Here is a 24,220-nt window from a genome sequence, read left to right on the forward strand (position 1 = left end):
CAGCACAGAGCCGGTGCCGGGCCGGCCGTCCGGTACGGCCCGCGGGACCAGGCCCCGGCGCGTCGTTCCCCCGGAGTCAGCGACCTGAACAGGTCCACGACCTCGTGCCCACCGGGAGTGCCCGGACTGCGGCCGGTCAGCGGAGGAAGGCCGTGTACTCGTCGAGGATGGGGAGGATCTGGTCGGCCTCGGCGCTGGGAAGGCTGAGTATGACCTCCTCGATGCCCAGTTCGGAGTAGTAGTCGAGTTTCTCCGCGTTGGGGAGCGTGCCGAAGGGGACGATCTTGGCCATCTCGCGTTCCGCCTTGTCGCAGGCTTCGCGCAGGGCGGGGAGGGCGGCCCTGATGCCCCGGCCGCCGATCGGCATCCAGCCGTCGGCGTACTCGGCGACGTGGGCGAAGAGCTTGGGGCCCGCGGCCCCGCCCACGTAGACGGGGGGACCGGAGATCGGCTTGGGCCAGGACCAGGAGGGCTCGAAGCCGACGTGGCGGCCGTCGAAACCGGCCTCCTCCCGGCTCCACAGGGCCTTCATCGCCAGCATGTGCTCGCGGGCCACGTCGCGGCGGGAGCGGAAACCCTGCGGGCCGAGGTGATCCTCGACCTCCTCGACGTTCCAGCCGAACCCGATGCCGAGCACCACCCGGCCGCCGGAGAGGTGGTCGAGGGTGGCGACGGCCTTGGCGGTGACCAGGGGTTCGCGCTGGGCGACGAGCATGATGCCGGTGCCGAGGGTGATCTCGCTCGTCACGGCGGCGGCGTGGGAGAGCGCGACGAGCGGGTCGAGCGTGCGCCGGTACTCCTCGGGGAGCACCGCCTGTCCCGCGGCCGGGGGCGTACGGCGGGAGATGGGGATGTGCGTGTGCTCCGGCAGGTAGAGGGAGGCGAACCCGCGCTCCTCGGCCGCCCCGGCCAGTTCGGCGACCGGCATGGACCGGTCGGTGGCGAACATCGTGACACCCAGCCGCATCAGCGCCTCCGTCTTCACGTCCGGACCTTCGACGAGCGTCTCGCCTCTCGGCCGGACACCCCGTCTTCGCCGGACATTCTGTCCCGTATCCCAGCCGTCCGCCCAGGTTGCCGGGGGGAACGTCCCGGCCAAGCGGACCCGCTTGGTTAACCAAGCGATTGCTCGTTTATCATCCCTAGGGTAGCTTGCTCACGTCACCAAAGACGAGGCGTTCACCGGGCACGGCTGAGCATCGCGGCCGGCGGACACGGCAATCCTCACGGGAGGACGCTGATGGCGTTCACGGATCTGGGCGACGTCCGGCTGTTCCACACCGACGACGGCTCCGGCGACACGACGCTGCTGCTCGTCCACGGTCTGGGCGCCGACTCCCACGAGTGGGTCCACCACATCCCCACCCTCGCCAGGGACCATCGGGTGATCGCGGTGGACATGCGCGGGCACGGTTACTCCTCCGCGCCCGAGGAGGGCAACACCCCCCGGCAGATGGCGGACGACCTCGCCGGGCTCTGCGCGGCCCTGGGCGTGGAGTCCTGTGTCGCCGTCGGTCACTCGATGGGCGGCCAGATCGTCTCCCACCTCGCCGTGGAGTATCCCTCGCTGGTCAGGGCGCTGGTCACGGTCGATCCCGGCTACGGCTTCGCGGGCGCGCTGAGCGAATACCTCCCCACCCTGATCGAGCAGATGCGCGAGGACGTCGTGGGGGTCTCACTGCGCAACGACGAGTGGACCCAGACCGCCGCCACGCCCGAGTGGCTGCGCGAGTGGCACCGGCGCCGGATCCTCGCCACTCCTCCGCACGTACTGCTCCAGGCGTTCGAGGCGATGTTCGGCGGTCCGGACGCGCTCGGCCTGCGCCCCAACTCCGACGAATACCTCGCGCGCCGGGCCTGCCCGGTGCTCACCTTCTGGTTCGACCCCTCCCAGGCGACCTGGGAGGCCGGACTGTTCAAGAACCCGCACTCCAAGGCGGTCACCTGGGAGGGCAGCGGTCACCGGCTGCACGAGGAACGTCCGGGCGAGTTCCTCATCGTCGTCACCAACTGGCTAAGGAGCCTGCCGTGAAGTTCTCGTTGATGCTCAACCCGCAGATCCCCGGCTCGGGCTACAGCCAGGAGGAGAACGCGAAGGCCAGGAGGCCGATCGGGCGCGACACCGAGTCGTACCAGAGGCTGCTGGACGAGGTGCGCGAGATCGCCGTCCACGCCGACCAGATCGGTTTCGACGCGTTGATGATGACCGAGCACCACTTCCACTCCGAGGGTTTCGAGTTCTCGGTCAACCCGCTGATGTTCCTCACCGACCTGGCGGCCAGGACCGAGCGCATCCTGCTCGCCCCGCTCGGCCTGGTGCTGCCCGCCTGGGACCCGATCAGGGCGGCCGAGGACGTGGCCCTGCTCGACCAGTTCAGCAAGGGCCGGCTCCGGCTCGGCGTGGCCCGCGGCTACCAGAACCGCTGGATGAACGTGCTGGGGCAGCGCTGGCACGCCTCGGCCGCCAGGTCCGACGGGTCGAACTCCGACAACCGCAACTTCGACGTGTTCGGCGAGGTGCTGAACATCATGAAGATGGCGTGGACCCAGGAGACGCTCCGCTACAAGTCCGACGTGCTCGACTACGAGGTTCCCTCGCCCTTCGACGGGATCGAGGGCTGGCCCGCGCAGGAGTGGACCAGGACCTTCGGCGCCCCGGGTGAGCTCGACGACGACGGGAAGATCCAGGCGATCTCGGTCTGCCCCCGGCCGTACCAGAACCCCCACCCGGAACTGTGGCAGCCGTTCACCATCTCCGACCGCTCGGTGGTCAGGGCGGCGCAGGAGGACATCCTGCCGTGGATGTTCACCCCGAACCCCGACGATCACGCCGCCAAGGCCAGGCTCTACCAGGAGGAGTCGGCCAAGTGCGGCCGTGACTACAAGCTGGGCGAGCACACCGGCATCCTCAAGATCGTCGGAATGGCCGACACCAAGGAGGAGGCCATCGCCACCTACGGCAAGAGCATGCAGAAGGACTTCGCCGCCTTCTTCGGGCCGTTCGGCTACCTGGAGGTCCTGCGTAAGAAGGAGGACGACAGGCACCAGCCGATCAGCCCCGAGAAGGGCGACTTCAAGCGCATGAACGAGGTCGAGATGGCCCTGCTCGGCGGCCCCGACGACGTCAAGCGCGGCATCCAGCGCATGCTCGACCGGATGCCGGACCTGGAGTGGTTCGGCCTGTTCATGCAGGGTCAGCAGGGCGTCCTGCCCCTCGACACCGTCAAGCGCAACCTGGAACTGTTCGCCACCAAGGTCATCCCCGAGTTCTCCGACTGACCTTTCGCTGATCCGGCCCTCCAGAGGTCCCCACCCTCCGGGAAATCCCCGTCGGGAATCCCGGTGGGAAGTAAGGACAGGGACGGCACCCGCAGATGTCCCCCGGCTACCCCGGGGGGACATCTATCGAAATTTCAGCATTTCGGAGCCCAGGAGGATCCGTGCAGTTCTGGCTTGGAGCGTCATTCGTCGAGACCGGCCAGTTCGTCGAACTGGCCAGGGCCGCGGAGCGGTGCGGCATTCACACGCTCACCCTGTCGGACCACATCTTCTATGCCGACTTCGAGTCGCCCTATCCCTATTCCAGAACCGGCGCCCCCCGCTGGAACGCCGGGACGCACTGGCCGGACGTGTGGGTGACGATCGGCGCGATGGCCGCCGTCACCACCACCCTGCGTTTCGCGCCCAACGTCTACATCGCCCCGGCCCGTGATCTGTTCACCGTCGCCAAGCAGGTCTCCACGGCCGCGGTCCTGTCCGGGAACCGGGTGACCTTCGGCGTCGGCGTCGGCTGGTGCAAGGAGGAGTTCGTCCAGACAGGCCAGGACTTCCACACCCGGGGACGCAGGCTGGACGAGATGATCCCGGCCCTGCGCGAACTCTGGGCCGGCGGCACCGTCACCCACCACGGCACTCACTACGACTACGGCCCGCTCTCGATCTCCCCCGTACCCTCCGTGCCCGTGCCGTTCTTCGTCGGCGGCGACAGCGAGGCGGCGCTGCGCCGCGCGGCCAGGACGGGCGACGGCTGGATGGGCAACCGGATCTACACCGAGGAGCAGCTCGACCCGGTCCTCGCCGACCTGCGGCGCTACCTCAAGGAGTACGGCAGGGCGGAAGACGCCCTGCAGATCATCGCGCCACTCGCGGTCATGCCCGACGCCGCCACCTACCGCCGCTTCGCCGACAAGGGGGTGACCGGAACGATGGCCGCGCCCTGGTGGCTCGCCACCCCCGAGGAGAAGGCCGGGTACGGCGAGGGCATCGAGCTCAAGATAGCCACCATGGAGCGCTTCGCCGAGGAGGTCGTCTCGAAGATGTGACGCCTCGCCCGACGCGCACGCCCGGCACGGCACGGCCCCGTATCGGGCCCCGTGTCGGGCCGCGGTGGATCCCGGTGGTGATCACCGCACCGAACCGGCACAGCGTGCCCCGGCCGGGCCCGCGTGCCGGGTGGCCGGTCGCCCGGCGGCCCGAGCCGATAGCCTGGCCGGGTGCTCGAAAAGATCAAAGCCACCCGTTACGTGACGCCCCTGCGGGAGGGCGGCTCGCTCCCCGGGGTCATGGAGGCGGACGACCTCGGCACGCACGTCGTGAAGTTCCGCGGCGCCGGCCAGGGCCGCCGGGTCCTGGTGGCGGAGATCGTGTCCGCCGGACTGGCCCGGCGTCTCGGCTTCCGCACGCCCGAGCTGAAGGTGATCGACGTCGATCCACAGCTCGGCGCCCGCGAGCCGGACGAGGAGATCCAGGACCTGCTCAAGGCCAGCGAGGGCAACAACCTGGCCGTCGACTTCCTGCCGGGCGCGCTGGGCTTCGAGCCGCTGGCCTGGCCTCCAGAGCCCGGTTTCGCCTCCCGCCTGCTCTGGTTCGACGCGCTGATCCACAACGTCGACCGGAGCTGGCGCAACCCGAACCTGCTCCTGTGGCACGGCGACACCTGGCTGATCGACCACGGCGCCGCGCTCTGGTTCCACCACAACTGGCCCTCGGCCGACCCGCTGCGCGGCTTCGACGCGCGCGACCATGTGATGGCCCCCTTCGCCACCCGGATGTCCGAGGCCGACGCCGAGTTCAGCGAGAGGATCACCAGGGACCTGCTCGACGGGGTGGTGGACGAGGTTCCCGACGAGTGGCTGGAGGACGAGCCGGGGTTCGACGGGGCGCAGGCCGTGCGGCAGGCGTACGTCGAGCACCTGCTGACCCGCGCCCAGGGCCCGCGCACCTGGCTGCCGGCTCCCTCGGCCGCCTCCGGCCAGGACTCGGCGGCTCAGCAGGGAAAGCCCGGCTCGGTGGGCGCGTTCTGGAAGGACAGCCGGTGAAGGACGTCTACGAGTACGCGATCATCCGGGTCATCCCCCGGGTGGAGCGCGGCGAGCTGATCAACGCCGGCGTGCTGCTCTACTGCCAGCCACGCGGCTACCTGTGCGCCCGCGTGGAACTGGACGAGGCACGCCTGCGCGCCCTCGACCCCCAGGTGGACCTCGACGGCGTACGGCACGCGCTCGACGTCTACCGGCGCTCCTGCGGCGGCGACGAGGGACCGCTGACCGAGGAGCCGCTGGGCAGCCGGTTCCGCTGGCTGACCGCCCCGCGCAGCACGATCGTGCAGACGGGCCCGGTCCACGCCGGTCTCACCGCCGACCCGGAGGCGGAGCTGGAGCACCTCGTGACCTGCCTGGTCCGCAGCCCCTGAGCCGAGACCGGAAAGCGGCTTCGGTCGTCCAGGTGCACGGTCTCGACCTCGATCCGCCGGTAGCCGAGTCGCTCGAAGACCGGCGATCCGCCCGGAGCGGCGGGACGCCGGTCAGAAGAGCACGGACATGAAGGTGCCGACCTCGACGAAACCGGCCCTGCGGTAGGCGGCCCTGGCCGGGGCGTTGTAGTCGTTGACGTACAGCGAGACCACCGGCGCGAAGTAGTCGAGCGCGTGCTTGACCACCGCGGCCATCCCTGACACCGCGTGGCCTCGGCCACGCAGGTCGGGGTGGACCCAGACGCCCTGGATCTGGCAGGCGTGCGGCGTCACCGCGCCGATCTCGGCCTTGAAGACGACCCTGCCCCCCTCGATGCGGGCGTACGACCTGCCGATCCTGATCAGCTCGGCGACCCGGGACCGGTAGAGGGCTCCGCCGTCCCCCAGCTCAGGGGAGACGCCCACCTCCTCGGTGAACATCGCCACGCAGGCCGGCAGCAGGATGTCGAACTCGTCGGGCCGGACCCGCCGCACCAGCGGGTCGGCCGGGAGCGGCGACGGCTCCGTGGTCACCATGAGTGGCTGCGCCCAGCGGATCGCACGGGCGGCTCCCCAGTGCGGCTCCAGCCGCTCCCAGAGCACCTCGACCGCGTCGGCCGGGCCGACGATCGAGGAACAGCGGCGGCCCTGCTTGCGTGCGCGTTCGGCGAAGGCGTAGACGGCGTCGGTACCGGCGTTGACCGGAACCAGGTTCGCCCCGGCGTAACAGAGGGAGGTCAGGCCACCGCGCGGCCCGAACCCCCACATCTGGCCGCCGAGTCTGGCCGGATTGAGCCCGACAGAACGGACCCTGGAGGCGACGAAAACGTTACCGACGGGGTCGATGTCGAGAAGCGCCAGGACCTCGTCTCGATCGTTGTCGTCGAGCACGCGCGACGCCGTTGTACGCAGCATCACATGCTCAGCCTACGCGACCCCCTCGATTTTGGCAGGAACCAACACAGAGCATCTCATCTACCTGCTAGATCGCCCTTCCCCCCGGGTGCCCGGCGGGCACCCGGACGGGCGAGGGTCCGATCACCGGCACGGGCACCGGCAGCGGCAGGCCGGGGCAACGGGCGTCCGGACTGCCGGAGTCCCGCCGTGCTCCACCGGGGAGGGTGCCGTCCCGCAGGTAGGCGGCCAGGCGACGGTCGACGCAGGCGTTCCCGTTGAGCGAGATCCCGTGGTTGCCGCCGGGTACGACCAGCAGCCGGGAGCCGCGGAGCAGGGTACGCATCCGCAGCGCCCCCGTGTACGGGGTGGCGGCGTCGCGCTCACCCTGGATCAGCATGACCGGTGGCAGCCTGGTGCTGTCGTGCACCCGCACGGGGGTGCCTCCCTGCACGGGCCAGAACGCGCACGGCGCGTTGTACCAGGCGTTGGGCCAGGTGAGGAAGGGGGCCCTGGCGTTGGCCCTGGTCATGTCCGTCCGCCAGCGTGTCCAGTCGCGCGGCCAGACGGCGTCGCTGCACTGCACCGCCAGGTAGACGGCGTAGCTGTTCTCATCCTTGGCGTCGTTCTCCGCGTGCTTGCGGTAGGCGTTGAGCAGGAGTGCCGTCTCCCCCTTCTTGACGTAGGCGGAGAAGGCCTTGGCCAGCTGCGGCCAGACGGCGTCGGAGTAGCCGCCGACGGTGTAGAGGTCGTCGAGCTCGCTCGGGCCGATCACTTCCGCCGCGGGGTGGCCGCCCAACCGGGTACGCATGGCGTCCCAGGCGAAGGAGACGGCCCTCTCGGTGGCGCCCAGCCGGTAGACCGGATTGTGACGGGCGATCCATCTGAGGAATTCCCGGTGCCTGCTCTGGAAGGCGATGCTCTGGCTCAGGTTCGAGCGGTACCAGATACCGCGCGGATCCACCACGCTGTCCAGGACGAGCCGCCTGAGCCGATCGGGAAAGAGCGTCGCGTAGACCGCGCCCAGGTAGGTCCCGTACGAGTAGCCCAGGAAGCTGATCTTCGACTCGCCGAGCGCCTCCCTGATCAGGTCCATGTCCCTGGCGGAGTTCTCCGTGGTCATGTGGGGCAGCATCCAGCCCCACCGGACGCCACACGCCTGGGCGTACTCGCGGGCCCGGTCGATGAGCATGCTCTCGTCCCGCCTGGTGACCGGCACCTGGTCGGGACGGGGCGGCTTGTAGTACTCCACGGGATCGACACAGCTCAGCGCCGGCTCGCTGGCCCCCACCCCGCGCGGGTCGAAACCGATCACGTCGAACCGGTCGGCCAGGCCGCCGGGAAGCCCTGCCACGACGGCCTTGACCAGATCGCGACCGGACGCCCCGGGACCGCCTGGATTGACCAGCAGCGCGCCGAGACGGTCGTGGGTGGCCCTCCCTCTGATCCGGTTCAGGGCGATGTTGATGGTCTGGTACGGGTTGTCGTAGTCGAGCGGCACACTCAGCGTGGCGCACTCCATCCGGCTGTCCGCCCGCTGCCCGGGAACGGACGGCGTCACCCCGGGCACCGAGGTCCCGCCCTCGCAGGGCCCCCAGACCAGCCCCTCCCTGCCCTGGGCCACCGCCCCCTGCGGCACTCCCACCGCGGCTGCCAGCATCGCGATGCTCGCGGCAATCCCGACGACCCTCTTCTTCACTGTGCGGTCCCCCTACTCGTACGGCAGAGGCGATGGTCTCCCGGAGGTGGCGCGATTCACCCGGGACACAACCGGATATCTAGCAAAGTGTAGTCAGATGATTGCTAAGTGTAATGATCCCAGGTCGGACGGCGCCACCAGGTGGGCCAGCAGAACACCGCAAACGGCCACGGAGGCTACGGAGACCGGAAATCTCCGGCGAAGAGCACCCCGCAAAAGGTGCGCCCCCGGCGGCGAGAGAGCGACCGGGGGGCGGACACGTGCGGGAAGCGGGACGGTGCCTAGCCGACGACGACCTGGGGGCCCGTGACGTCGTCGTCGAGGTCGACCTCCACACCCATCTGCTCGGCGAGGCGCAGCGCCTCCTCGATCAGGGTCTCCACGATCTGCGACTCGGGAACGGTCTTGATGACCTCGCCCTTGACGAAGATCTGGCCCTTGCCGTTGCCGGAGGCGACACCGAGGTCGGCCTCGCGGGCCTCACCGGGGCCGTTGACGACGCACCCCATCACCGCGACGCGGAGCGGGACCTTCAGCCCCTCCAACCCCGCCTGGACCTGCTCGGCCAGGGTGTAGACGTCGACCTGGGCGCGCCCGCAGGAGGGGCAGGAGACGATCTCCAGGCCGCGCTCGCGCAGGTTGAGCGACTCCAGGATCTGGTTGCCGACCTTGACCTCCTCGACCGGCGGGGCGGACAGCGACACGCGGATGGTGTCGCCGATCCCCTCGGCGAGCAGGGCCCCGAAGGCGACGGCGGACTTGACCGTGCCCTGGAAGGCCGGGCCCGCCTCGGTGACACCGAGGTGGAGCGGATAGTCGCACCGGGCGGCGAGCAGGCGGTATGCCTGAACCATCACGACCGGGTCGTTGTGCTTGACGGAGATCTTGATGTCGCGGAAGCCGTGCTCCTCGAAGAGCGAGCACTCCCAGAGCGCCGACTCCACCAGCGCCTCGGGGGTGGCCTTGCCGTACTTCTGGAGCAGGCGGGGGTCGAGCGAGCCGGCGTTGACGCCGATCCTGATCGGCACGCCGCGGTCGGCGGCGGCCCGCGCGATCTCACCGACCTTGTCGTCGAACTTCTTGATGTTGCCGGGGTTGACCCGGACCGCCGCGCAGCCCGCCTCGATCGCGGCGAAGACGTACTTCGGCTGGAAGTGGATGTCGGCGATCACCGGGATCTGCGACTTCCTGGCGATGGTCGGCAGCGCGTCGGCGTCGTCCTGCGAGGGGACCGCGACCCGGACGATCTGGCAGCCCGAGGCGGTCAGCTCGGCGATCTGCTGGAGCGTCGCGTTGACGTCGGCGGTGACCGTGGTGGTCATCGACTGGACGGAGACCGGCGCGTCCCCGCCCACGGGGACGGAGCCGACCATGATCTGACGAGATATGCGTCGCTCGGCGATCGGCCTGGTCCTTACGGACGGGATTCCGAGAGCAACAGAAGTCATTTTCAGCCCTTGAAGAGTCGACGACGCTCACCAGTCTAGGCAGTCCCGGTGAGCTCCCGTGCCCTTATCCGTGCCCAGGAGTCGGCATCGAGCACCTCGGCCACCGATCCGGCCTCGGTGACGGTGTGCTCGGAGACCACCGAGGCCACGGTGTCGACGATGCCGAGGAAGGGCAGCCGACCGGCCAGGAACGCCTCGACGCAGACCTCGTTGGCGGCGTTGTAGACGGCCGGTGCCGTACCGCCGGCCGCGCCGACGTGGCGGGCCAGCGCGACGGCGGGGAAGGCTCCGTCGTCGAGCGGCTCGAACGTCCAGGTGTGGGCGGCGGTCCAGTCGACGCCAGGCGCGGCATCGGCGACCCGCTCGGGCCAGCCGAGGGCCAGCGCGATGGGCAGGCGCATGTCGGGCGGGCTGGCCTGGGCGATGGTCGAGCCGTCGACGAACTCGACCATCGAGTGGATGACCGACTGCGGGTGGACCACGACGTCGATGTGCTCGAAGCCGATGTCGAAGAGCAGGTGCGCCTCGATGACCTCCAGGCCCTTGTTGACGAGTGTGGCGGAGTTCACCGTGATCACCGGTCCCATCGACCAGGTGGGGTGGGCGAGTGCCTGCTCGGGGGTCACCTCCGCGAGGTCCGCGCGCGACCTGCCGCGGAAGGGCCCGCCGCTCGCGGTGACGACCAGGCGCCGCACCGCGGAGGCGTCGGGGCCGGTGGGACCCGCCGCCCACAGGCACTGGGCCAGCGCGGCGTGCTCGGAGTCGACCGGGATCAGCTGGCCCGGCTTGGCCAGGCGCTTGACCAGCGGCCCTCCGACGATCAGTGACTCCTTGTTGGCGAGCGCGAGCGCCCGGCCGGCCTCCAGCGCGGCCAGCGTGGAGGTCAGCCCCAGCGCGCCGGTGATGCCGTTGAGCACGACGTCGGCGGGCCAGGAGGCGGCCTCCGCCACCCCTTCCTGGCCGGCCAGCACCCGCGCGTCCACCCCGCGCGCGGCCAGGGCCTCGCGCAGTTCCGGCACCGCGGCGGGATCGGCGACGGCGATCACGTCGGGCCTGAACTCGGCCGCCTGCCGGGCCAGCAGGTCGATCCGGCCACCGTAGGCGGCCAGCGCGACCACCCGGAACCGGCCGGGGTTGCGGGCGATGACGTCAAGGGACTGGGTCCCGATGGACCCGGTCGAGCCGAGCAGGACGACGGAGCGGACGGTGTCTGGCTGCACCGTCCCATTCTCCCGGCTCGGGCCGCGCTGTCGAATCGGCCTCATCCACACGGAAATCTGTTAGACGTGAAACACGCGATAAAAGGCGATATTTAAGTCCGAATTTCGTCATATCAATAGCTGTAAATCTTGAGAAATGCACACGTACGGCGCACTAGCTTCCCGGAACAGCAACGGGCCTCGGGAGGTACATATGCGACGCACAGCACGACTCATCCCCCTTCTCACCGCGGTCGCGGGAAGCACTCTGCTCACCGCGACGATCGCGCACGGCGCCACGGGCACGGGTGCGGGCGGCCCGGGTACGGGCGGGGGCGTCACCGCGACGCGGGCCGTCCCCCAGCCGGTCGAGAAGGAGGCGGCCGACACCAAGGCGGAGCAGCGGACCGTCCAGCGCTACTGGACGGAGGCGAAGATGGAGGCGGCACAGCCGCTCGCCACTCTCATCCCGGAGAAGGAAGGTGCCCGCCTCACCTCGGCGGCGATCGCGGCGCAGGCCGCGGCCGACCCCGTCTCCATCCCCGCGACCACGCCGGACGGCGAGGCCGTCCCGGCCACCGGCATGGCCGCCAAGGGCACGGCGGCCGTCCGCGCCTCCACCGGCGCGCCGTGGACCCGCGGCGGGGCGATCGCCAAGACCACCGGCCGCGTCTTCTTCACCTACCAGGGCCGCAACGCCTCGTGCTCGGCGAACGCGGTGACGAGTGAGAACAGGAGCACCGTGATCACCGCGGGGCACTGCGTGCGGATGGGCGGGGCCTTCCACAGCAACTGGGTGTTCGTACCGGGATACGAGAACGGCAACCGGCCCTACGGCACGTGGGTGGCGACCACGCTCTACACCACCCCGCAGTGGAACAACACCGAGGACATCAACTACGACGTGGCCTCGGCCGTGGTGGCCCCGCTGAACGGCAGGTCGCTGACCGACGTGGTCGGCGGCCAGGGCGTCTCCTTCAACCAGTCGCGCCGGGCGCAGATGCACTCCTTCGGCTACCCGGCGGCCGGTCCCTACGACGGTTCCAAGCTGGTCTACTGCGCCGGAAGGGCCTTCGACGACTTCCTGATGTCCCGCGACATCGGGTTGAACTGCAACATGACCGGCGGGTCGAGCGGCGGCCCCTGGTTCCTCGGCTTCAACGAGAGCACCGGCCTGGGCACCCTGAACTCGGTGAACAGCTTCAAGTACGACTTCGCCTCCGGCTGGATGTTCGGTCCGTACTTCGGCACCGACGCGCAGGCCGTCTACGAGGCCGCCCAGACAACCGGCGCTCCCTGAGACTCACCGGGCCCTCGACGACCCCGGATACCCTAAAGTAAGCACAGAAACACTCTCCGTAGTGCAAACTCGGGCCTCATGACCTCAAGCCTCCCCCTGCTTGCGGCCGCCCCGCTCGTCGCCGGGCTGCTGGGCGTCCCGACGACCGGAGTGACGGCCATCCGGCAGACGGCCGCCGAGTCCGGGCAGCAGGCCGCGAACGCCCCCGTCCCCCTTCTCACCACGAAAGTCGCGACGCCCGGCATGCCGGACGTCGTCGAGCACGCGATCGCTCCCACCGCGTCGGAGCGAAAGCGCGTGCTCGGCTACTGGACCCCCCGCCGGATGGCCTCGGCACTTCCCGTCGACCGGCTCTCGAAGGCCGGCGGGTTGCTCGGGCGGCTCTTCGCCCGAGCCGGCCGGGGGGTCGTCCCCCACCGGAGCCCGAACGGCGCCGCCGCACGCACCTCCGGCGCCCGCTGGACCTCCGGCGGGATGGTCGAACGCACCACGGGGCGGGTGTTCCTGACCATCAAGGGCAGTGACTTCGTGTGCTCGGCGAGTTCGGTCAGGAGTGCCAACAGGGATCTGGTCGTGACCGCCGGTCACTGCGTCAAGGACGGCGCCGGCGCCTGGGCCGACAACTGGACCTTCGTCCCCGGCTACTCCCAGGGCCGCCGCCCGTACGGGCAGTACACCGCGCGCCGCATGTTCGTCGCGGGTCCCTGGTCGCGCGGCGGCGACGACAGCCACGACATCGGCATGGTGGCGGTCAACACCAGTGACGGCAAGCACCTCGGCGACGCCGTCGGCGGTCAACAGATCGCTTTCGGCACCCCCAGAGGGCGCCCCACCAGCGGTTTCGGCTTCCCCGCCGACTCGCCCTACGACGGCGAGCACCTGGTCTACTGCGCGGGCACGCTCCGCGACGACCCGAACGGGCAGACCGGCGACCAGGGGATGCGCTGCGACATGACCGCCGGATCCAGCGGGGGCCCGTGGCTGAGCGGCTTCGACCCCTCCACCGGCCGCGGCACGATCGTCTCGGTCAGCAGTTTCAAATACAGCGACGACCACCGCACCATGTACGGCCCCTACTTCGGCGACTCGGCCAGGGAGCTCTACGCCATGGCCGCAACGTCATGACACCGGCGGAAGAAGCGCGGAGCGAGATGGTCGAGGAGGCCGCGTCTCCGCTGGGGAGCGGCGCCGGCCTCGTCGACGCCGGAGGCCGCGACCGGTTCGGAGGGCCGTCACCGGCGAACCGGCCGCGGGACACCGCGACCGGGGCACCGAGGCGGGCTCAGAGGGTCAGGCCGGTGAGGACCATGACCTTCTCGTAGGTGAGGTCGGCGATGGCCGAGCGGATGCCCTCGCGGCCGACGCCCGAGTCCTTGACCCCGCCGTAGGGCATCTGGTCGGCGCGGTACGACGGCACGTCACCGATGATCACTCCGCCGACCTCGAGCTCCCGGTTGGCCCGGAAGGCATTGTCGAGACTGCGGGTGAACACCCCGGCCTGCAGGCCGTACTTGGAATCGTTGACCGTGGCGAACGCCTCGTCCACTCCGGACACCGTCTGGACGATCATCACGGGGCCGAAGACCTCCTCGCAGGAGACCTTGGCGTCGGCCGGCACGTCGGCGAGGACCGTCGGCGCGACGGTCGCGCCGTCGCGGGTGCCGCCGGTCAGCAGGCGGGCACCGGCCGCGACGGCCTCGCCGACCCACTGTTCCACGCGCTCCGCGGCCTCGACGGACACGAGCGGGCCCACCTGCGTCTTCTCGTCGGCGGGGTCGCCGACGACCAGGGCCTCGACGGCCGGGACGAGCCTGGCCACGAAGTCGTCGTGCACCGACGCCTCGACGATCACCCTCTGCACGGCGATGCAGCTCTGACCGGCCTGGTAGTTGGAGAACAGGGCGATCCGCGAGGCGGCCCAGTCGAGGTCGGCGTCGGCGAGGACCACCGCGGCCGCGTTGCCGCCGAGTTCCAGGGTCACGTGCTTGCGCGGGACCGTCTCCAGGATCGCGTACCCCACGGGAGCCGATCCGGTGAAGGAGACGACGGGCAGGCGCGGGTCCTCGACCAGCCCTCCGGCGCGGTCGTTGGGCACCGGGAGCACCGAGAACATCCCCTCCGGCAGGTCCGTCTCGGCCAGGATCTCGCCCAGGACCAGCGAGGAGACCGGTGTCGCCGGGGCGGGCTTGACGATGATCGGGGCGCCGGCCGCGATCGCCGGGGCCACCTTGTGCGCCACCAGGTTGAGCGGGAAGTTGAACGGGGTGATGCCCAGGACCGGGCCGTGCGGGACGCGCGAGATGTAGGCGAGGCGGCCCGCGGAGGCGGCCTCGGTGTCCAGGCGCATGGTCTCGCCGCTGAGGCGACGGGTCTCCTCGGCCGCGAACCTGAAGGTGGAGATCGCACGGCCGACCTCGCCACGGGCCCAGAAGATCGGCTTGCCGTTCTCCTCGCTGATGAGGCGGGCGATCTCGTCGGCGCGCTCGGCCAGGCGGCGCGAGACGTGCGCGAGGGCGTCGGCGCGCACGTGGATCGGGAGCGCGGCCGCCTCCTTCCGCACGGCCGCCGCGGCGGCTACGGCCTCCTCGACCTGGTCGGCCGTCGGCACGGAGCAGACGGCGACGACTCGGCCGTCATGCGGATTGGTCACGGTGAGCTCGGCGTCGCCTGTGGCGGGGCGGCCGGCGAGCCAGAAGGGGCGCACGTCCATACCTCGACGCTATGTCACCTGCGCCGATGTGGTCTTACTCCACTCCGCACAAGATCCCGGTACCGGTACACCTTTCCGGCCAATAGTCCGTTCCCCCCGGCCTGTAACGAAAAGAGGGGCATTCGGGGATATTCCTTACATGGCGCCGGTTTAAATGATCTTCATCATGGCTAAGTCACCGAATGAACACTCAGAGCGGAAGGGCGTGGGCGCATGACCTCCTCGGCGCCGCGCGGCCTTCAGGGCGCGTATCTCCTCGGTGAACGGGCCTCACACGACGAACTGCGCACCAGGCTGCTCGACGTCGCCAGCCAGTTGCTGGTCACCATCGGCCCCGAGAGCCTGTCGATGCGCCGCATCGCCACCGAGGCGGAGTGCTCCACAACGGTCATCTACACCATGTTCGGCAGCAAGGAGGGCCTCGCCGAGGCTCTGTACCTGGAAGGCTTCGAGCGCTTCCGGCGGCGCCTGGAAGCCGTTCCCCCACGCAGGGACGCCCTGGAGCACCTCATAGCGCTCGGCCCCGTCTACCGGGAGGCCGCGCTGGACGAGCCCGGCTACTACGCCCTGATGTTCGAGCGTGCGATTCCCGGCTTCGTACCGAGCGAGCGGGCCAGGACCCTGGCCCGCGCGGCGCTGAACATCGTCGACCGGGTGATCGCCGACTGCATCTCGGCCGGGTACATCGTCCCCACCCAGCCCAGGAAGATCGCCGATGCCGTGTGGGCCGCCGCCCAGGGCGCGATCAGCCTGGAACGTGCCGGGCACCTGCGCGACAGCAGCACCTACGACACGGTCACCCAGGCCGTCATCTCCCGCTACCTGGTCGCCGACGCCTCCCGGGCGTGACCGGCTCCCCGGCCTCTCCGTGGGCGGAGCCCCCGCCCCGGCTCACCGAGCGGACCCGTCACCCGGCGACGGCCAGGGCGATCCAGAGTTCGGCACGGGCCGCCGGGTCGTCGAGGTCACGGCCGACGAGTTCGGCGACCCGGCGCATGCGGTAGCGCAGGGTGTGACGGTGCACTCCGAGCCGCTGCGCCGCCGCGTCCCAGTGGCCGTTGCAGTCCAGGTAGACCCGGAGGGACTCCAGCAGATCCGCGCGCGAGCCGTACTTCCTGAGCGGGGCGAGCAGCGCCGCGGAGAACGCCGCCGCCGCGTCGGAGTCGAGCAGGCAGAGCAGTCCCCGGCCCGCCAGATCGGCGAAGCGCATCACCGGCACGGCACCGCGCCTGGCCGCGGCGAGCGCCTGGCCTGCCTGGTCGAGTCCGGTACGCAGATCGTCGAGACCGGCGGGATCGCCGACCCCGACGGGGCCGTGCTCGCCGAGCGCCGCCGCCACGGCATCGGCCCGCGAGGCCGGGACGAGCAGGACCACCCTGTCACCGCCGGTGTCATCGGCGGCGTCACCGTCTGCCGCCGCGAACTCGTCACCCGCGGCCTCCAGCACCGCCTCCCGCTCACCGGCGCAGGCGATGGCCACCAGCGGCCCGGCGGGAAGCCGCTCCCCCAGCCGCTCCAGCGTCTCGCACCCGGCGTCCACCTGCCCGGCCAGCAGCAGCCGCAGCACCGCCGAGCGGACCCGGCGCTCGGCGGCCAGGTACTCCCTGCCGTGCTCGGCGGCGAGCGTCAGCAGGGAACCGGCGGCGTTGACCACGGTGTGCGCGACCGGGGTGAAGGGCCGGCCGAGGCCGACGGCGAGGAATCCCCTGACCCGGCGGGCCCCGAACGGCTGCACGATGACGTGCTCCCTGGGCGAGGAGAGGGCGACGCTCGCGGGCGCGCCACGGTTGGTGATCTTTCTCAACCGCTCCAGCTCGGGGCCGAGGTCGTCGGCGGCGCCGGCCGAACCCCGGCCCGCCGCGTGCCGCACGGCCCCCGCCTCGTCGAGCAGGACCGCCCAGCCGCCCAGCTCGCGGGCCAGGCGGTCGATCACCGCGCGAGGCCCCTCCGGGCGCAGGGCGGCGCGGGTGAGCCGGCCCTGGGCGGCGAAGGCACGGCTGAGCTCGTCATACTGCTCCGCGGCGAGCAGTTCGCTGACCACCTTGCCGATGGCGACGAACGGGGTGTCGCGCGGCACCTCGAGCAGCGGCAGCCCCGCCCGGGTGGCGGCCTCGACCAGTTCCCCGGGGATCGTCTCGTGCCCGAGCCCGACGCCGAATCCGAGGCCGGCGACCTCCCTGCCGACCAGGCGCTCGACGTAGGACGCGGCGTTGCCGGCGTCCAGGCGCATGCCCGTGGTGAGGACCAGTTCCCCGCCCTCAAGGAACGGGGTGGGATCCTCCAGTTCGCTGACCGCCACCCAGCGCACCGGCCGGTCGAGCGCGTCTCCACCGGCGAGCACGCCGAGCCCGAGCGGCGACCGCCGTACGACGGTGCGCAGCGTCGGCGCCACAGCCACCCCCGTTTTGTACGTTACGTCCAGTGTTCCCCGTCAATTTTGACATAGTGCATCATCGGCACACCGACATCCACCGCATACCTTCACATCATGAGCACCGTCACCGAGGGCGGCCCCTCGCTTCCGCAGGAACGCCGCATCGTCACCGAGATCCCCGGCCCGAAGTCCCGTGAGCTGTTCGCGCGCAAACAGGCCTCCGTACCACCGGGCATCGGCACCACACTGCCCGTCTTCGTGACGCACGCCGGAGGCGGTGTGGTCGTCGACGCCGACGGCAACTCCCTGATCGACTTCGGTTCCGGCATCGCGGTGACCAACGCCGGCAACGCCGCTCCGCGCGTCGTCGAGCGGGTGCGCAAGCAGGTCGCCGACTTCACGCACACCTGCTTCATGATCACGCCGTACGAGTCGTACGTGCAGGTCGCCGAGAAGCTCAACGAGATCACCCCCGGCGACCACGAGAAGCGCACCTTCCTGCTCAACAGCGGCGCCGAGGCCGTGGAGAACGCGGTCAAGGTCGCCCGCCAGGCCACCGGCCGCCAGGCGGTCGTCGTCTTCGACCACGGCTACCACGGCCGGACCCTGCTGACGATGACGCTGACCGCCAAGAACATGCCGTACAAGCACGGCTTCGGCCCGTTCGCCCCCGAGGTCTACCGGGTGCCGCTGGCCTACCCGTTCCGCTGGCCCTCGGGCCCGGAGAACTGCGCCGAGGAGGCCGCCGCCCAGGCGATCGACCAGATCACCAAGCAGATCGGCGCGGAGAACGTCGCCGCCGTGGTGATCGAGCCGATCGCGGGCGAGGGCGGCTTCATCGAGCCCGCCAAGGGCTTCCTGCCGAGGATCGCGGAGTTCTGCCGGGAGAACGGCATCGTCTTCATCGCCGACGAGGTGCAGACCGGCTTCTCCCGTACCGGCGACCTGTTCGCCTGCGAGGACGAGGGCATCGTGCCCGACATCATCGTCACCGCCAAGGGCATCGCGGGCGGCCTCCCGCTGTCCGCGGTCACCGGCCGGGCCGATCTCCTCGACAGGGTTCACGTGGGCGGTCTGGGCGGCACCTACGGCGGTAACCCGCTCGCCTGCGAGGCGGCACTGGGCGTGCTGGAGACCATCGAGGCCGACGACCTGACCGGAAAGGCCCGCCGCATCGGCGAGACCATGCTCCCCCGGCTGCGCGCCATGGCGGAGCGGAACCCGATGATCGGCGACGTACGCGGCCGGGGGGCCATGATCGCCATCGAGCTGGTGGTTCCCGGCACCAAGGACCCGCACCCCACGGCGGCGGGCGAGATCGCCAGGAGGTGCCACGCCGAGGGCCTGCTCGTGCTGACCGCGGGCACCTACGGCAACGTGCTGCGCTTCCTGCCGCCACTGGTCATCCCCGACCACCTCCTGGAGGAGGGGCTCACCATCCTGGAGAAAGCCATAAGCGAGGTCTGACGGTTTAGATACCACTAAATAGGGCACCCGGCTTGATGCTGAGTGCCCTATTTGCCGTTATACGGCCTGCATGTAGGCCGTGATTTAACCACCACTTGACACCTACCACAACGGTCACGGGCTGTGATCGCGTTATAACAGTTCCGATATGAAAGTGCTCGATCACCACAGGAAACGTGTCGACATCCTCCCCACGGCCGAGCCGCGGGAGAGAACCAGGGGTCTCCACGCTGGAGGAATTCAAGATGAGTTGGCGGCCGGCCAGAACGGCACACGGCACGATGACCTTCGACCCCGAGGGGCTGACCCGCACCCAGCGTGAGGGCGACGCCTGCGTGGCCTGTCACAAGAAGTGGCCCCGCCCGCGCATCAGGATCGGCCGCCTTCCGGACGGCAACGCCCTCTTCGCCTGCCCCGAGTGCGCGGAGGCACTGCTGCCGCAGCAGGACGACGCCCACTCCCTCCCTCGCCACGTGGCCTTCTCCTAGACCTCCGACCCCGCACCGTCCCGAGGCGTGAACCGTTCGGGTAGCTTCTCCAGCATCGGAGCGCGCCCGTGCACGAGGTCAGACCGCCGTACGGCCCGGTGCTCGCGGCCACGGAGGTGCGGGCGCCACTTTTCCTTGCGGATGGATGTCGAGACCGGACCACCCGCTCCGACCTGACCGTGAGAGGCACCCGCGCCGGGCGCCGCGAGCACGAGGAGCGAGAGCGTGAAGTACATGCTGCTGATCTACAGCAACCCCGCGACCTGGGAGACCCTGTCCCCGCAGGAGGTCGACGGGATAATGGGCGAGGCCGGCACTCTCATGAAGGAGCTCACCGACTCCGGCGAGTGGGTCGGCGGGGAGGCGCTGGCCGACCCTTCGCAGACCAGGACCGCGCGGATGCGCGACGGCGTGCCGGCGACCACGGACGGGCCGTTCCTTGAGGCCAAGGAGCACCTGGCCGGATACTGCGTGATCGACTGCGAGAGCCCCGAGCGGGCGGCCGAGATCGCCAGACGCTGGCCGGACGCCCGGCTGTGCGCGGTGGAGATACGGCCGATCATGAGCACGGCCGGTACCGAGGCGTGACCCTTGCCGGTGGAACCGAGGACCTGCTGCGCGAGCTCGCGCCGCAGGTCCTCGGCGCGCTCGTACGGCGCCACGGTCACTTCGACGCGTGCGAGGACGCGGTGCAGGAGGCATTGCTGGCCGCCACCCTGCAGTGGCCCGGCGAGGGCGTACCGGACAATCCCCGCGGCTGGCTGATCACGGTCGCCTCCCGCCGGCTGACCGACGAGCTGCGCAGCGCGTACGCGCGCACCCGCAGGGAGACCCTGGTCGCGACGCGGACGCCCGCGGACGAGTTCCGCTCGCCCGCCGCCGACGCCGAGCGGGCAGGCGGGCAGGACGACACCCTGACCCTGCTGTTCCTGTGCTGCCACCCCGCGCTCTCCCCTGCCTCGCAGGTCGCGCTCACCCTGCGCGCGGTCGGCGGTCTGACCACGGCGCAGATCGCCCACGCGTTCCTCGTCCCCGAGGCGACCATGGCCCAGCGCATCAGCCGGGCCAAGCAGCGGATCAGGAGCACGGGCATTCCCTTCACACCGCCTCCCGAGCCGGAGCGGGCCGAGCGGCTGCGAGTGGTCCTGCACGTGCTGTACCTGATCTTCAACGAGGGCTACACGGCCACCTCGGGACCCGACCTGCAACGCCCCGAGCTGGCCGGGGAGGCGATCCGGCTCGCCCGCATGGTCCGCGGGCTGCTGCCCGGAGACGGCGAGGTGGCCGGACTGCTCGCCCTCATGGTGCTCACCGATGCCCGGCGGCCGGCCCGCACCGGGCCCGGTGGCTCGCTGATACCGCTCGCCGAGCAGGACCGGAGCCGCTGGAACGGGGAGGCCGCCGCCGAGGGGGTCGCGCTCATCACGGACGTGCTGGCCTGGGCACCTCTCGGCCCTTACCAGCTCCAGGCGGCGATCGCCGCGGTGCACGCCGAGGCGACCTGCGCCGAGGAGACGGACTGGCCGCAGATCCTCGCGCTGTACAGGCTGCTCGAACACCTGGCCCCCAACCCGATGGTCACGCTCAACCACGCCGTCGCGCTCGCGATGGTGAAGGGCCCGCGGGCCGGACTCGACCTGCTCGGGAACCTGGAGGCCGACGAGCGGGTGGCCGGGCACCACCGCCTGCACGCGGTGCGCGCGCACCTGCTGGAGACGGCCGGTGACCGCGAGGCCGCCCGCGCTGGCTACCGCGAGGCCGCGCGCCGTACCACCAGCCTTCCCGAGCAGCGCTACCTGGAGGCCCGGGCCGCCCGGCTGGCGCGGGCGGAACGGTAACGGCTCGCCGGAGGGCGCGGCGCGTCAGGCCGACAGGAGAGCCGAGGTGGTCTGGTCGCGCATGCCCCACGGCGAGCCGTAGGCGTTGAGCAGTTCCAGGAAGGGCACCGCGTCGAACGCCTCGGGGCCGAGCACCCCGGTGCCCGACCAGGCACCGGTGGCCAGCAACTCCAGGGCGACCACCGGGTGCACCGCCGTCTGCCAGACCACGGCCTGGCAGCCGTACTCCCGCATCGACCACTCGTTGTCGACCACGTGGTAGAGGTAGACCTCGCGCGGCCGCCCGTCCTTGCCCACGCCCTTCACCCAGGTTCCGGCGCAGGTCTTGCCCCGCATCCGGTCACCGAGCGTGGCCGGGTCGGGGAGGCTGGCCGCGACCACGTCGCGCGGCGAGGTCTCGACACCACCCACCTTGATCTTGCCCGCCTTGTCCAGGCCCAGCTTGTGCAGGGTCTTCAGGACTCCGATGAACTCCTCGCCGAGACCGTACTTGAACGTCACCCGCCTGGCGTCGATGTAGCGCGGTACGAGGAGCACCTCCTCGTGCTCGACATTGACGCACTCGACGGGCCCGATCCCCTCGGGGAAGTCGAAGACCTCGGGCTCGCTGAACGGCTCGGTGGTGTGCCAGTCACCGTCCTCCCAGACCACCGGCGGGTTGAGGCACTCCTCGATGGTCGTCCAGATGGAGAAGGTCGGCGCGAAGTCATAGCCCTCGACCACCAGGTTGGAGCCGTCGCGGATACCGATCTCCTCGATGCTCTCGAAGAGGTGCTCGGCGGCGTAGCGCGCGAAGACGTCGGCCAGCCCAGGTTCCACGCCCATGCCGACCAGCGCCAGCCCGCCCCGCTCCCGCCATGCCTCGCCGAGGGCGAACTGCTCGTCGCCGAGCTTCACCCCGGTCAGCTCGTACGGCCTGCGGGGATGGGGGCGTGACAGCGACATCGCCATGTCGAGGTAGTGGGCTCCGGCGTTGAGCGCCGCCTCGAACAGGGACATGGTGAAGCGGGGGTCCACCGCGTTGAAGAGGACGTCGCAGCGGTGCTCGGTGAGCGCGGCCTCGACCGCCACCCGGTCGGAGGCGTCCAGCCCGATGGCGCTGAAACGCGGGTCCGCGATCCTGTCCACCACGGCGGCGGCCCGGTCCTGTTGAGAGTCGGCGACCACGATGTGTTCGAAGAAATCTCGGCGTGCGGCGATCGGGACGACGGCGGAGCCAACGCCGCCCGCTCCAACAAGAAGGATTCTCATGGCGACAGCCTACCCACTGACTGGTCGACCAGTCGATATTAAGAGCATGATTTTCCCACTGAATCCATCGTCAAAAACGATCAGGGCAACGAAAAACGTAGCCTGTCGCCGAGAGCGCAGACATAGCAGGGTAGAGGGAACATCGCGGAGCCTCCTTTTCCTGACGAGGAGGCGATCGGGTGCGGCCTCAGTCGGAGATCCGGGGCTTTCCGGGCTCCGAGGATGCTCGGAGGCTTTTCCAGCGCTCCGCCCAGTCGGCGTAGTCGGTGCACTCCCCGCCCAGGCCGCCGCAGTCCCTCGCCGGGCGGGCGGCGAAGAGAACGTCGCGCAGCCGGCGGTCGTCACGCACGTGGTAGATCTCGCACATCCGGCGGGCGCGCCCGCCGCACGCCTCCGGATTGGCCGGGGCGAGGCCGGTCCAGGCCGCGGCGGGGCGCTGCGCCCGCGCCGAGCTCATCCAGTTCAGCCACCGGTAGGCGCAGTTCGGGCTGGCCGGCTTGGCCGCGAGCATCCACGAGTCGACCCACCCTGTCGCCGGGCCCCCCTTCAGCACCTTCATCGACCGGCCCGCGCGCTGGAAGAGGTCGAGGTGGTAGGGCAGGACCTGGGCGATCCGCACCCGCTCCGCCGACAGTGCCCTGACCAGGTCGAGCGAGCCGTCCCAGTAAACCCGGTCGGGGCCGTCGCCCTCGGCGAGGAGCTTCATCGCGGCGTCGAGCTGGGCGGGGGTGAGCTGGAACGGATTCTTGATCTTCAACTGGGGGCGCGTCCCCTTGAGGGCGAGCGCGGCGTCGGCGATGCTCAGCGGGCTGTTCCTGATCGCCGCCGGAGCCGCCCCGTAGAGGGCAAGGGGCCCCCGGAGCCCGTCCCCTTCGCGGACCACCCGGTTCACCCCCCACAGGTAGGGAATGCCGTAGACCTTGCCGTCCTCACGCAGACCGGGCAGCTCGCGCAGGCGCTTGGGGATCCGCCGGTAGTCGGCGACCAGCGCGGTGTCGAGCGGCGCGACCTTCCCCTGCTCCACCAGCAGACCGGCCAGGTCGGGGGCGGCCGAGAGCACGTCGTAGCCGCCCCGGGCGAACCTGGCGGCCATCTCCTCGCTCGTCCTGACCCGGTCGAGCTTGACGACGCAGCCGCTCTCCCGCTCGAAGGGCGTCAGCCAGTTGACCCGCGAGCTGACCCCGCCGTACTCGACGTACCCCTGGAACGTGAGCACCTGGAGCATGCCCTCGCCCTTGCCGATGGACGCCGACGGCGCCGGGCTGGAGGTGGCTCCGGACTCGGAGCCGGGTGTCGCGACGGGCGTGCCGGAGGGCGTGGGGCTCCGCACCGGCTGGGCCGCGCTCGCGGCCCCCGCCTGGGCCAGGGTGGCGAGCGCCAGGCCGCCCGCCCCCAGCACTGCCCCGAGACGCGCGCGACGGAGCCTGTCCCTGCCCACGAGGCCCACGAGGTTTCCTCCCGACGTCGCCACCGATCTGCCCGGGAGCCTACCGGCCATCCTCGGCCTCCTGCGGTCCGTTGGGGTGTGTGCCCGGTTCCCACAGGCCAGGCGTGGGCGAGCCCCGCCCCGCGGCAGAGGTGTCAGAGCACGCGTGAGGCCCGCGTCCCGGCAGGAGGGACGCGGGCCTCACGGTTCAGGGGCCAGTGGGTGGGGCGCCTCCTTCTCCCTGGCCGGGGCGCCTGCTCCCTACCGGGAACCTCCCGCTCGATGTTCGATGCGGGACCACTAGCCGTTGGTGGGGAAGCCGAGGTTGACGCCGCCGTGGCTCGGGTCGAGCCAGCGGGAGGTGACGACCTTGCCCCGGGTGTAGAAGTGCACGC

21 protein-coding genes are annotated in these 24,220 nt (G+C 70.6%); 12 read left to right on the forward strand and 9 right to left on the reverse strand.

Features of this window, described 5'->3' with window-relative positions:
• Positions 1–136: 136 nt before the first annotated feature.
• A complete protein-coding gene (locus ACWD3H_RS03905; protein ID WP_451953931.1) occupies positions 137–985 on the reverse strand; it encodes an LLM class F420-dependent oxidoreductase in 849 nt (282 codons plus the stop codon).
• Positions 986–1,240: 255 nt separating this feature from the next.
• Here ACWD3H_RS03905 and ACWD3H_RS03910 point away from each other — a divergent pair, with 255 nt between their 5' ends.
• The 5 genes from ACWD3H_RS03910 (at position 1,241) to ACWD3H_RS03930 (ending at position 5,692) form a co-directional block, all read left to right on the forward strand.
• The gene (locus ACWD3H_RS03910; RefSeq protein WP_451953932.1) at positions 1,241–2,032 is read left to right on the forward strand and encodes an alpha/beta fold hydrolase; all 792 of its coding nucleotides are present in this window, start codon (positions 1,241–1,243) and stop codon (positions 2,030–2,032) included.
• Complete coding sequence (locus ACWD3H_RS03915) at positions 2,029–3,279, forward strand: LLM class flavin-dependent oxidoreductase (RefSeq protein ID WP_355557603.1); 1,251 nt, start codon at positions 2,029–2,031, stop codon at positions 3,277–3,279. The genes ACWD3H_RS03910 and ACWD3H_RS03915 overlap by 4 nt, the downstream gene beginning before the upstream one ends.
• A 161-nt stretch (positions 3,280–3,440) precedes the next feature.
• A complete protein-coding gene (locus ACWD3H_RS03920; protein ID WP_350912778.1) occupies positions 3,441–4,322 on the forward strand; it encodes a TIGR03619 family F420-dependent LLM class oxidoreductase in 882 nt (293 codons plus the stop codon).
• A 171-nt stretch (positions 4,323–4,493) separates the two neighbouring features.
• Positions 4,494–5,318, forward strand: a complete 825-nt coding sequence (locus ACWD3H_RS03925; protein ID WP_451953933.1) for a HipA family kinase — start codon at positions 4,494–4,496, stop codon at positions 5,316–5,318.
• Positions 5,315–5,692 (forward strand): DUF3037 domain-containing protein, encoded by a 378-nt coding sequence (locus ACWD3H_RS03930; RefSeq protein WP_350912774.1) that lies wholly within the window; start codon positions 5,315–5,317, stop codon positions 5,690–5,692. Before ACWD3H_RS03925 ends, ACWD3H_RS03930 begins: the two co-directional genes overlap by 4 nt.
• Positions 5,693–5,803: 111 nt before the next feature.
• Here the strand turns inward: ACWD3H_RS03930 and ACWD3H_RS03935 are convergent, their stop codons facing one another.
• From ACWD3H_RS03935 to dxr, 4 genes are all read right to left on the reverse strand, one after another.
• Positions 5,804–6,646 (reverse strand): GNAT family N-acetyltransferase, encoded by an 843-nt coding sequence (locus tag ACWD3H_RS03935; RefSeq protein WP_350913421.1) that lies wholly within the window; start codon positions 6,644–6,646, stop codon positions 5,804–5,806.
• 67 nt (positions 6,647–6,713) lie between these two features.
• Complete coding sequence (locus ACWD3H_RS03940) at positions 6,714–8,324, reverse strand: alpha/beta hydrolase (RefSeq protein ID WP_451953934.1); 1,611 nt, start codon at positions 8,322–8,324, stop codon at positions 6,714–6,716.
• Between the two features lie 281 nt (positions 8,325–8,605).
• On the reverse strand, positions 8,606–9,772 hold the full coding sequence (gene ispG, locus ACWD3H_RS03945) for a flavodoxin-dependent (E)-4-hydroxy-3-methylbut-2-enyl-diphosphate synthase (protein ID WP_350912770.1): 1,167 nt from the start codon (positions 9,770–9,772) through the stop codon (positions 8,606–8,608).
• Between the two features lie 35 nt (positions 9,773–9,807).
• Entirely contained in the window at positions 9,808–10,992 is a 1,185-nt protein-coding gene (gene dxr, locus ACWD3H_RS03950) for a 1-deoxy-D-xylulose-5-phosphate reductoisomerase (RefSeq protein WP_355613066.1), read from the reverse strand.
• A gap of 193 nt (positions 10,993–11,185) precedes the next feature.
• Here dxr and ACWD3H_RS03955 point away from each other — a divergent pair, with 193 nt between their 5' ends.
• The gene (locus ACWD3H_RS03955) at positions 11,186–12,271 is read left to right on the forward strand and encodes a trypsin-like serine peptidase (protein WP_350952204.1); all 1,086 of its coding nucleotides are present in this window, start codon (positions 11,186–11,188) and stop codon (positions 12,269–12,271) included.
• Positions 12,272–12,349: 78 nt separating this feature from the next.
• Positions 12,350–13,396: a trypsin-like serine peptidase gene (locus ACWD3H_RS03960; protein ID WP_451953935.1), complete on the forward strand. Its 1,047-nt coding sequence runs from the start codon at positions 12,350–12,352 to the stop codon at positions 13,394–13,396.
• Between the two features lie 157 nt (positions 13,397–13,553).
• Here ACWD3H_RS03960 and ACWD3H_RS03965 read toward each other — a convergent pair whose 3' ends face one another.
• Entirely contained in the window at positions 13,554–14,981 is a 1,428-nt protein-coding gene (locus ACWD3H_RS03965) for an aldehyde dehydrogenase family protein (protein WP_350912762.1), read from the reverse strand.
• A 213-nt stretch (positions 14,982–15,194) separates the two neighbouring features.
• On the opposite strand from ACWD3H_RS03965, the gene ACWD3H_RS03970 reads away from it, so the two are divergent.
• Positions 15,195–15,830 (forward strand): TetR/AcrR family transcriptional regulator, encoded by a 636-nt coding sequence (locus ACWD3H_RS03970; protein ID WP_355557625.1) that lies wholly within the window; start codon positions 15,195–15,197, stop codon positions 15,828–15,830.
• A 58-nt stretch (positions 15,831–15,888) separates the two neighbouring features.
• On the opposite strand, the gene ACWD3H_RS03975 is transcribed toward ACWD3H_RS03970, so the two are convergent.
• Complete coding sequence (locus tag ACWD3H_RS03975) at positions 15,889–17,379, reverse strand: PucR family transcriptional regulator (protein ID WP_355557628.1); 1,491 nt, start codon at positions 17,377–17,379, stop codon at positions 15,889–15,891.
• A 90-nt stretch (positions 17,380–17,469) separates the two neighbouring features.
• Here ACWD3H_RS03975 and gabT point away from each other — a divergent pair, with 90 nt between their 5' ends.
• The 4 genes from gabT (at position 17,470) to ACWD3H_RS03995 (ending at position 21,148) form a co-directional block, all read left to right on the forward strand.
• The gene (gene gabT / locus ACWD3H_RS03980; RefSeq protein WP_355557631.1) at positions 17,470–18,822 is read left to right on the forward strand and encodes a 4-aminobutyrate--2-oxoglutarate transaminase; all 1,353 of its coding nucleotides are present in this window, start codon (positions 17,470–17,472) and stop codon (positions 18,820–18,822) included.
• A gap of 245 nt (positions 18,823–19,067) precedes the next feature.
• Positions 19,068–19,310 (forward strand): hypothetical protein, encoded by a 243-nt coding sequence (locus ACWD3H_RS03985; RefSeq protein WP_350912754.1) that lies wholly within the window; start codon positions 19,068–19,070, stop codon positions 19,308–19,310.
• A gap of 234 nt (positions 19,311–19,544) precedes the next feature.
• Positions 19,545–19,898, forward strand: a complete 354-nt coding sequence (locus ACWD3H_RS03990; protein WP_451953944.1) for a YciI family protein — start codon at positions 19,545–19,547, stop codon at positions 19,896–19,898.
• Entirely contained in the window at positions 19,895–21,148 is a 1,254-nt protein-coding gene (locus ACWD3H_RS03995; protein WP_451953936.1) for an RNA polymerase sigma factor, read from the forward strand. The genes ACWD3H_RS03990 and ACWD3H_RS03995 overlap by 4 nt, the downstream gene beginning before the upstream one ends.
• 24 nt (positions 21,149–21,172) lie before the next feature.
• Here the strand turns inward: ACWD3H_RS03995 and ACWD3H_RS04000 are convergent, their stop codons facing one another.
• The gene (locus ACWD3H_RS04000) at positions 21,173–22,399 is read right to left on the reverse strand and encodes a saccharopine dehydrogenase family protein (protein WP_451953937.1); all 1,227 of its coding nucleotides are present in this window, start codon (positions 22,397–22,399) and stop codon (positions 21,173–21,175) included.
• A gap of 187 nt (positions 22,400–22,586) precedes the next feature.
• Positions 22,587–23,897 (reverse strand): hypothetical protein, encoded by a 1,311-nt coding sequence (locus tag ACWD3H_RS04005; protein ID WP_451953938.1) that lies wholly within the window; start codon positions 23,895–23,897, stop codon positions 22,587–22,589.
• Between the last annotated feature and the right edge of the window lie 323 nt (positions 23,898–24,220).

This window comes from Streptosporangium sp. NPDC002607 (assembly GCF_053592655.1).

What these genes read in the sequence shown, in the direction of transcription:
- ACWD3H_RS04005 (WP_451953938.1), bottom strand. Translation starts at nt 23,897, where the DNA reads ATGGCCGGTAGGCTCCCGGGCAGATCGGTGGCGACGTCGGGAGGAAAC.
- ACWD3H_RS03965 (WP_350912762.1), bottom strand. Translation starts at nt 14,981, where the DNA reads ATGGACGTGCGCCCCTTCTGGCTCGCCGGCCGCCCCGCCACAGGCGAC.
- ispG (WP_350912770.1), bottom strand. Translation starts at nt 9,772, where the DNA reads ATGACTTCTGTTGCTCTCGGAATCCCGTCCGTAAGGACCAGGCCGATC.
- ACWD3H_RS04000 (WP_451953937.1), bottom strand. Translation starts at nt 22,399, where the DNA reads ATGAGAATCCTTCTTGTTGGAGCGGGCGGCGTTGGCTCCGCCGTCGTC.
- gabT (WP_355557631.1), top strand. Translation starts at nt 17,470, where the DNA reads ATGAGCACCGTCACCGAGGGCGGCCCCTCGCTTCCGCAGGAACGCCGC.
- ACWD3H_RS03910 (WP_451953932.1), top strand. Translation starts at nt 1,241, where the DNA reads ATGGCGTTCACGGATCTGGGCGACGTCCGGCTGTTCCACACCGACGAC.
- ACWD3H_RS03935 (WP_350913421.1), bottom strand. Translation starts at nt 6,646, where the DNA reads ATGCTGCGTACAACGGCGTCGCGCGTGCTCGACGACAACGATCGAGAC.
- ACWD3H_RS03955 (WP_350952204.1), top strand. Translation starts at nt 11,186, where the DNA reads ATGCGACGCACAGCACGACTCATCCCCCTTCTCACCGCGGTCGCGGGA.
- ACWD3H_RS03990 (WP_451953944.1), top strand. Translation starts at nt 19,545, where the DNA reads ATGCTGCTGATCTACAGCAACCCCGCGACCTGGGAGACCCTGTCCCCG.
- ACWD3H_RS03970 (WP_355557625.1), top strand. Translation starts at nt 15,195, where the DNA reads ATGACCTCCTCGGCGCCGCGCGGCCTTCAGGGCGCGTATCTCCTCGGT.
- ACWD3H_RS03985 (WP_350912754.1), top strand. Translation starts at nt 19,068, where the DNA reads ATGAGTTGGCGGCCGGCCAGAACGGCACACGGCACGATGACCTTCGAC.
- ACWD3H_RS03960 (WP_451953935.1), top strand. Translation starts at nt 12,350, where the DNA reads ATGACCTCAAGCCTCCCCCTGCTTGCGGCCGCCCCGCTCGTCGCCGGG.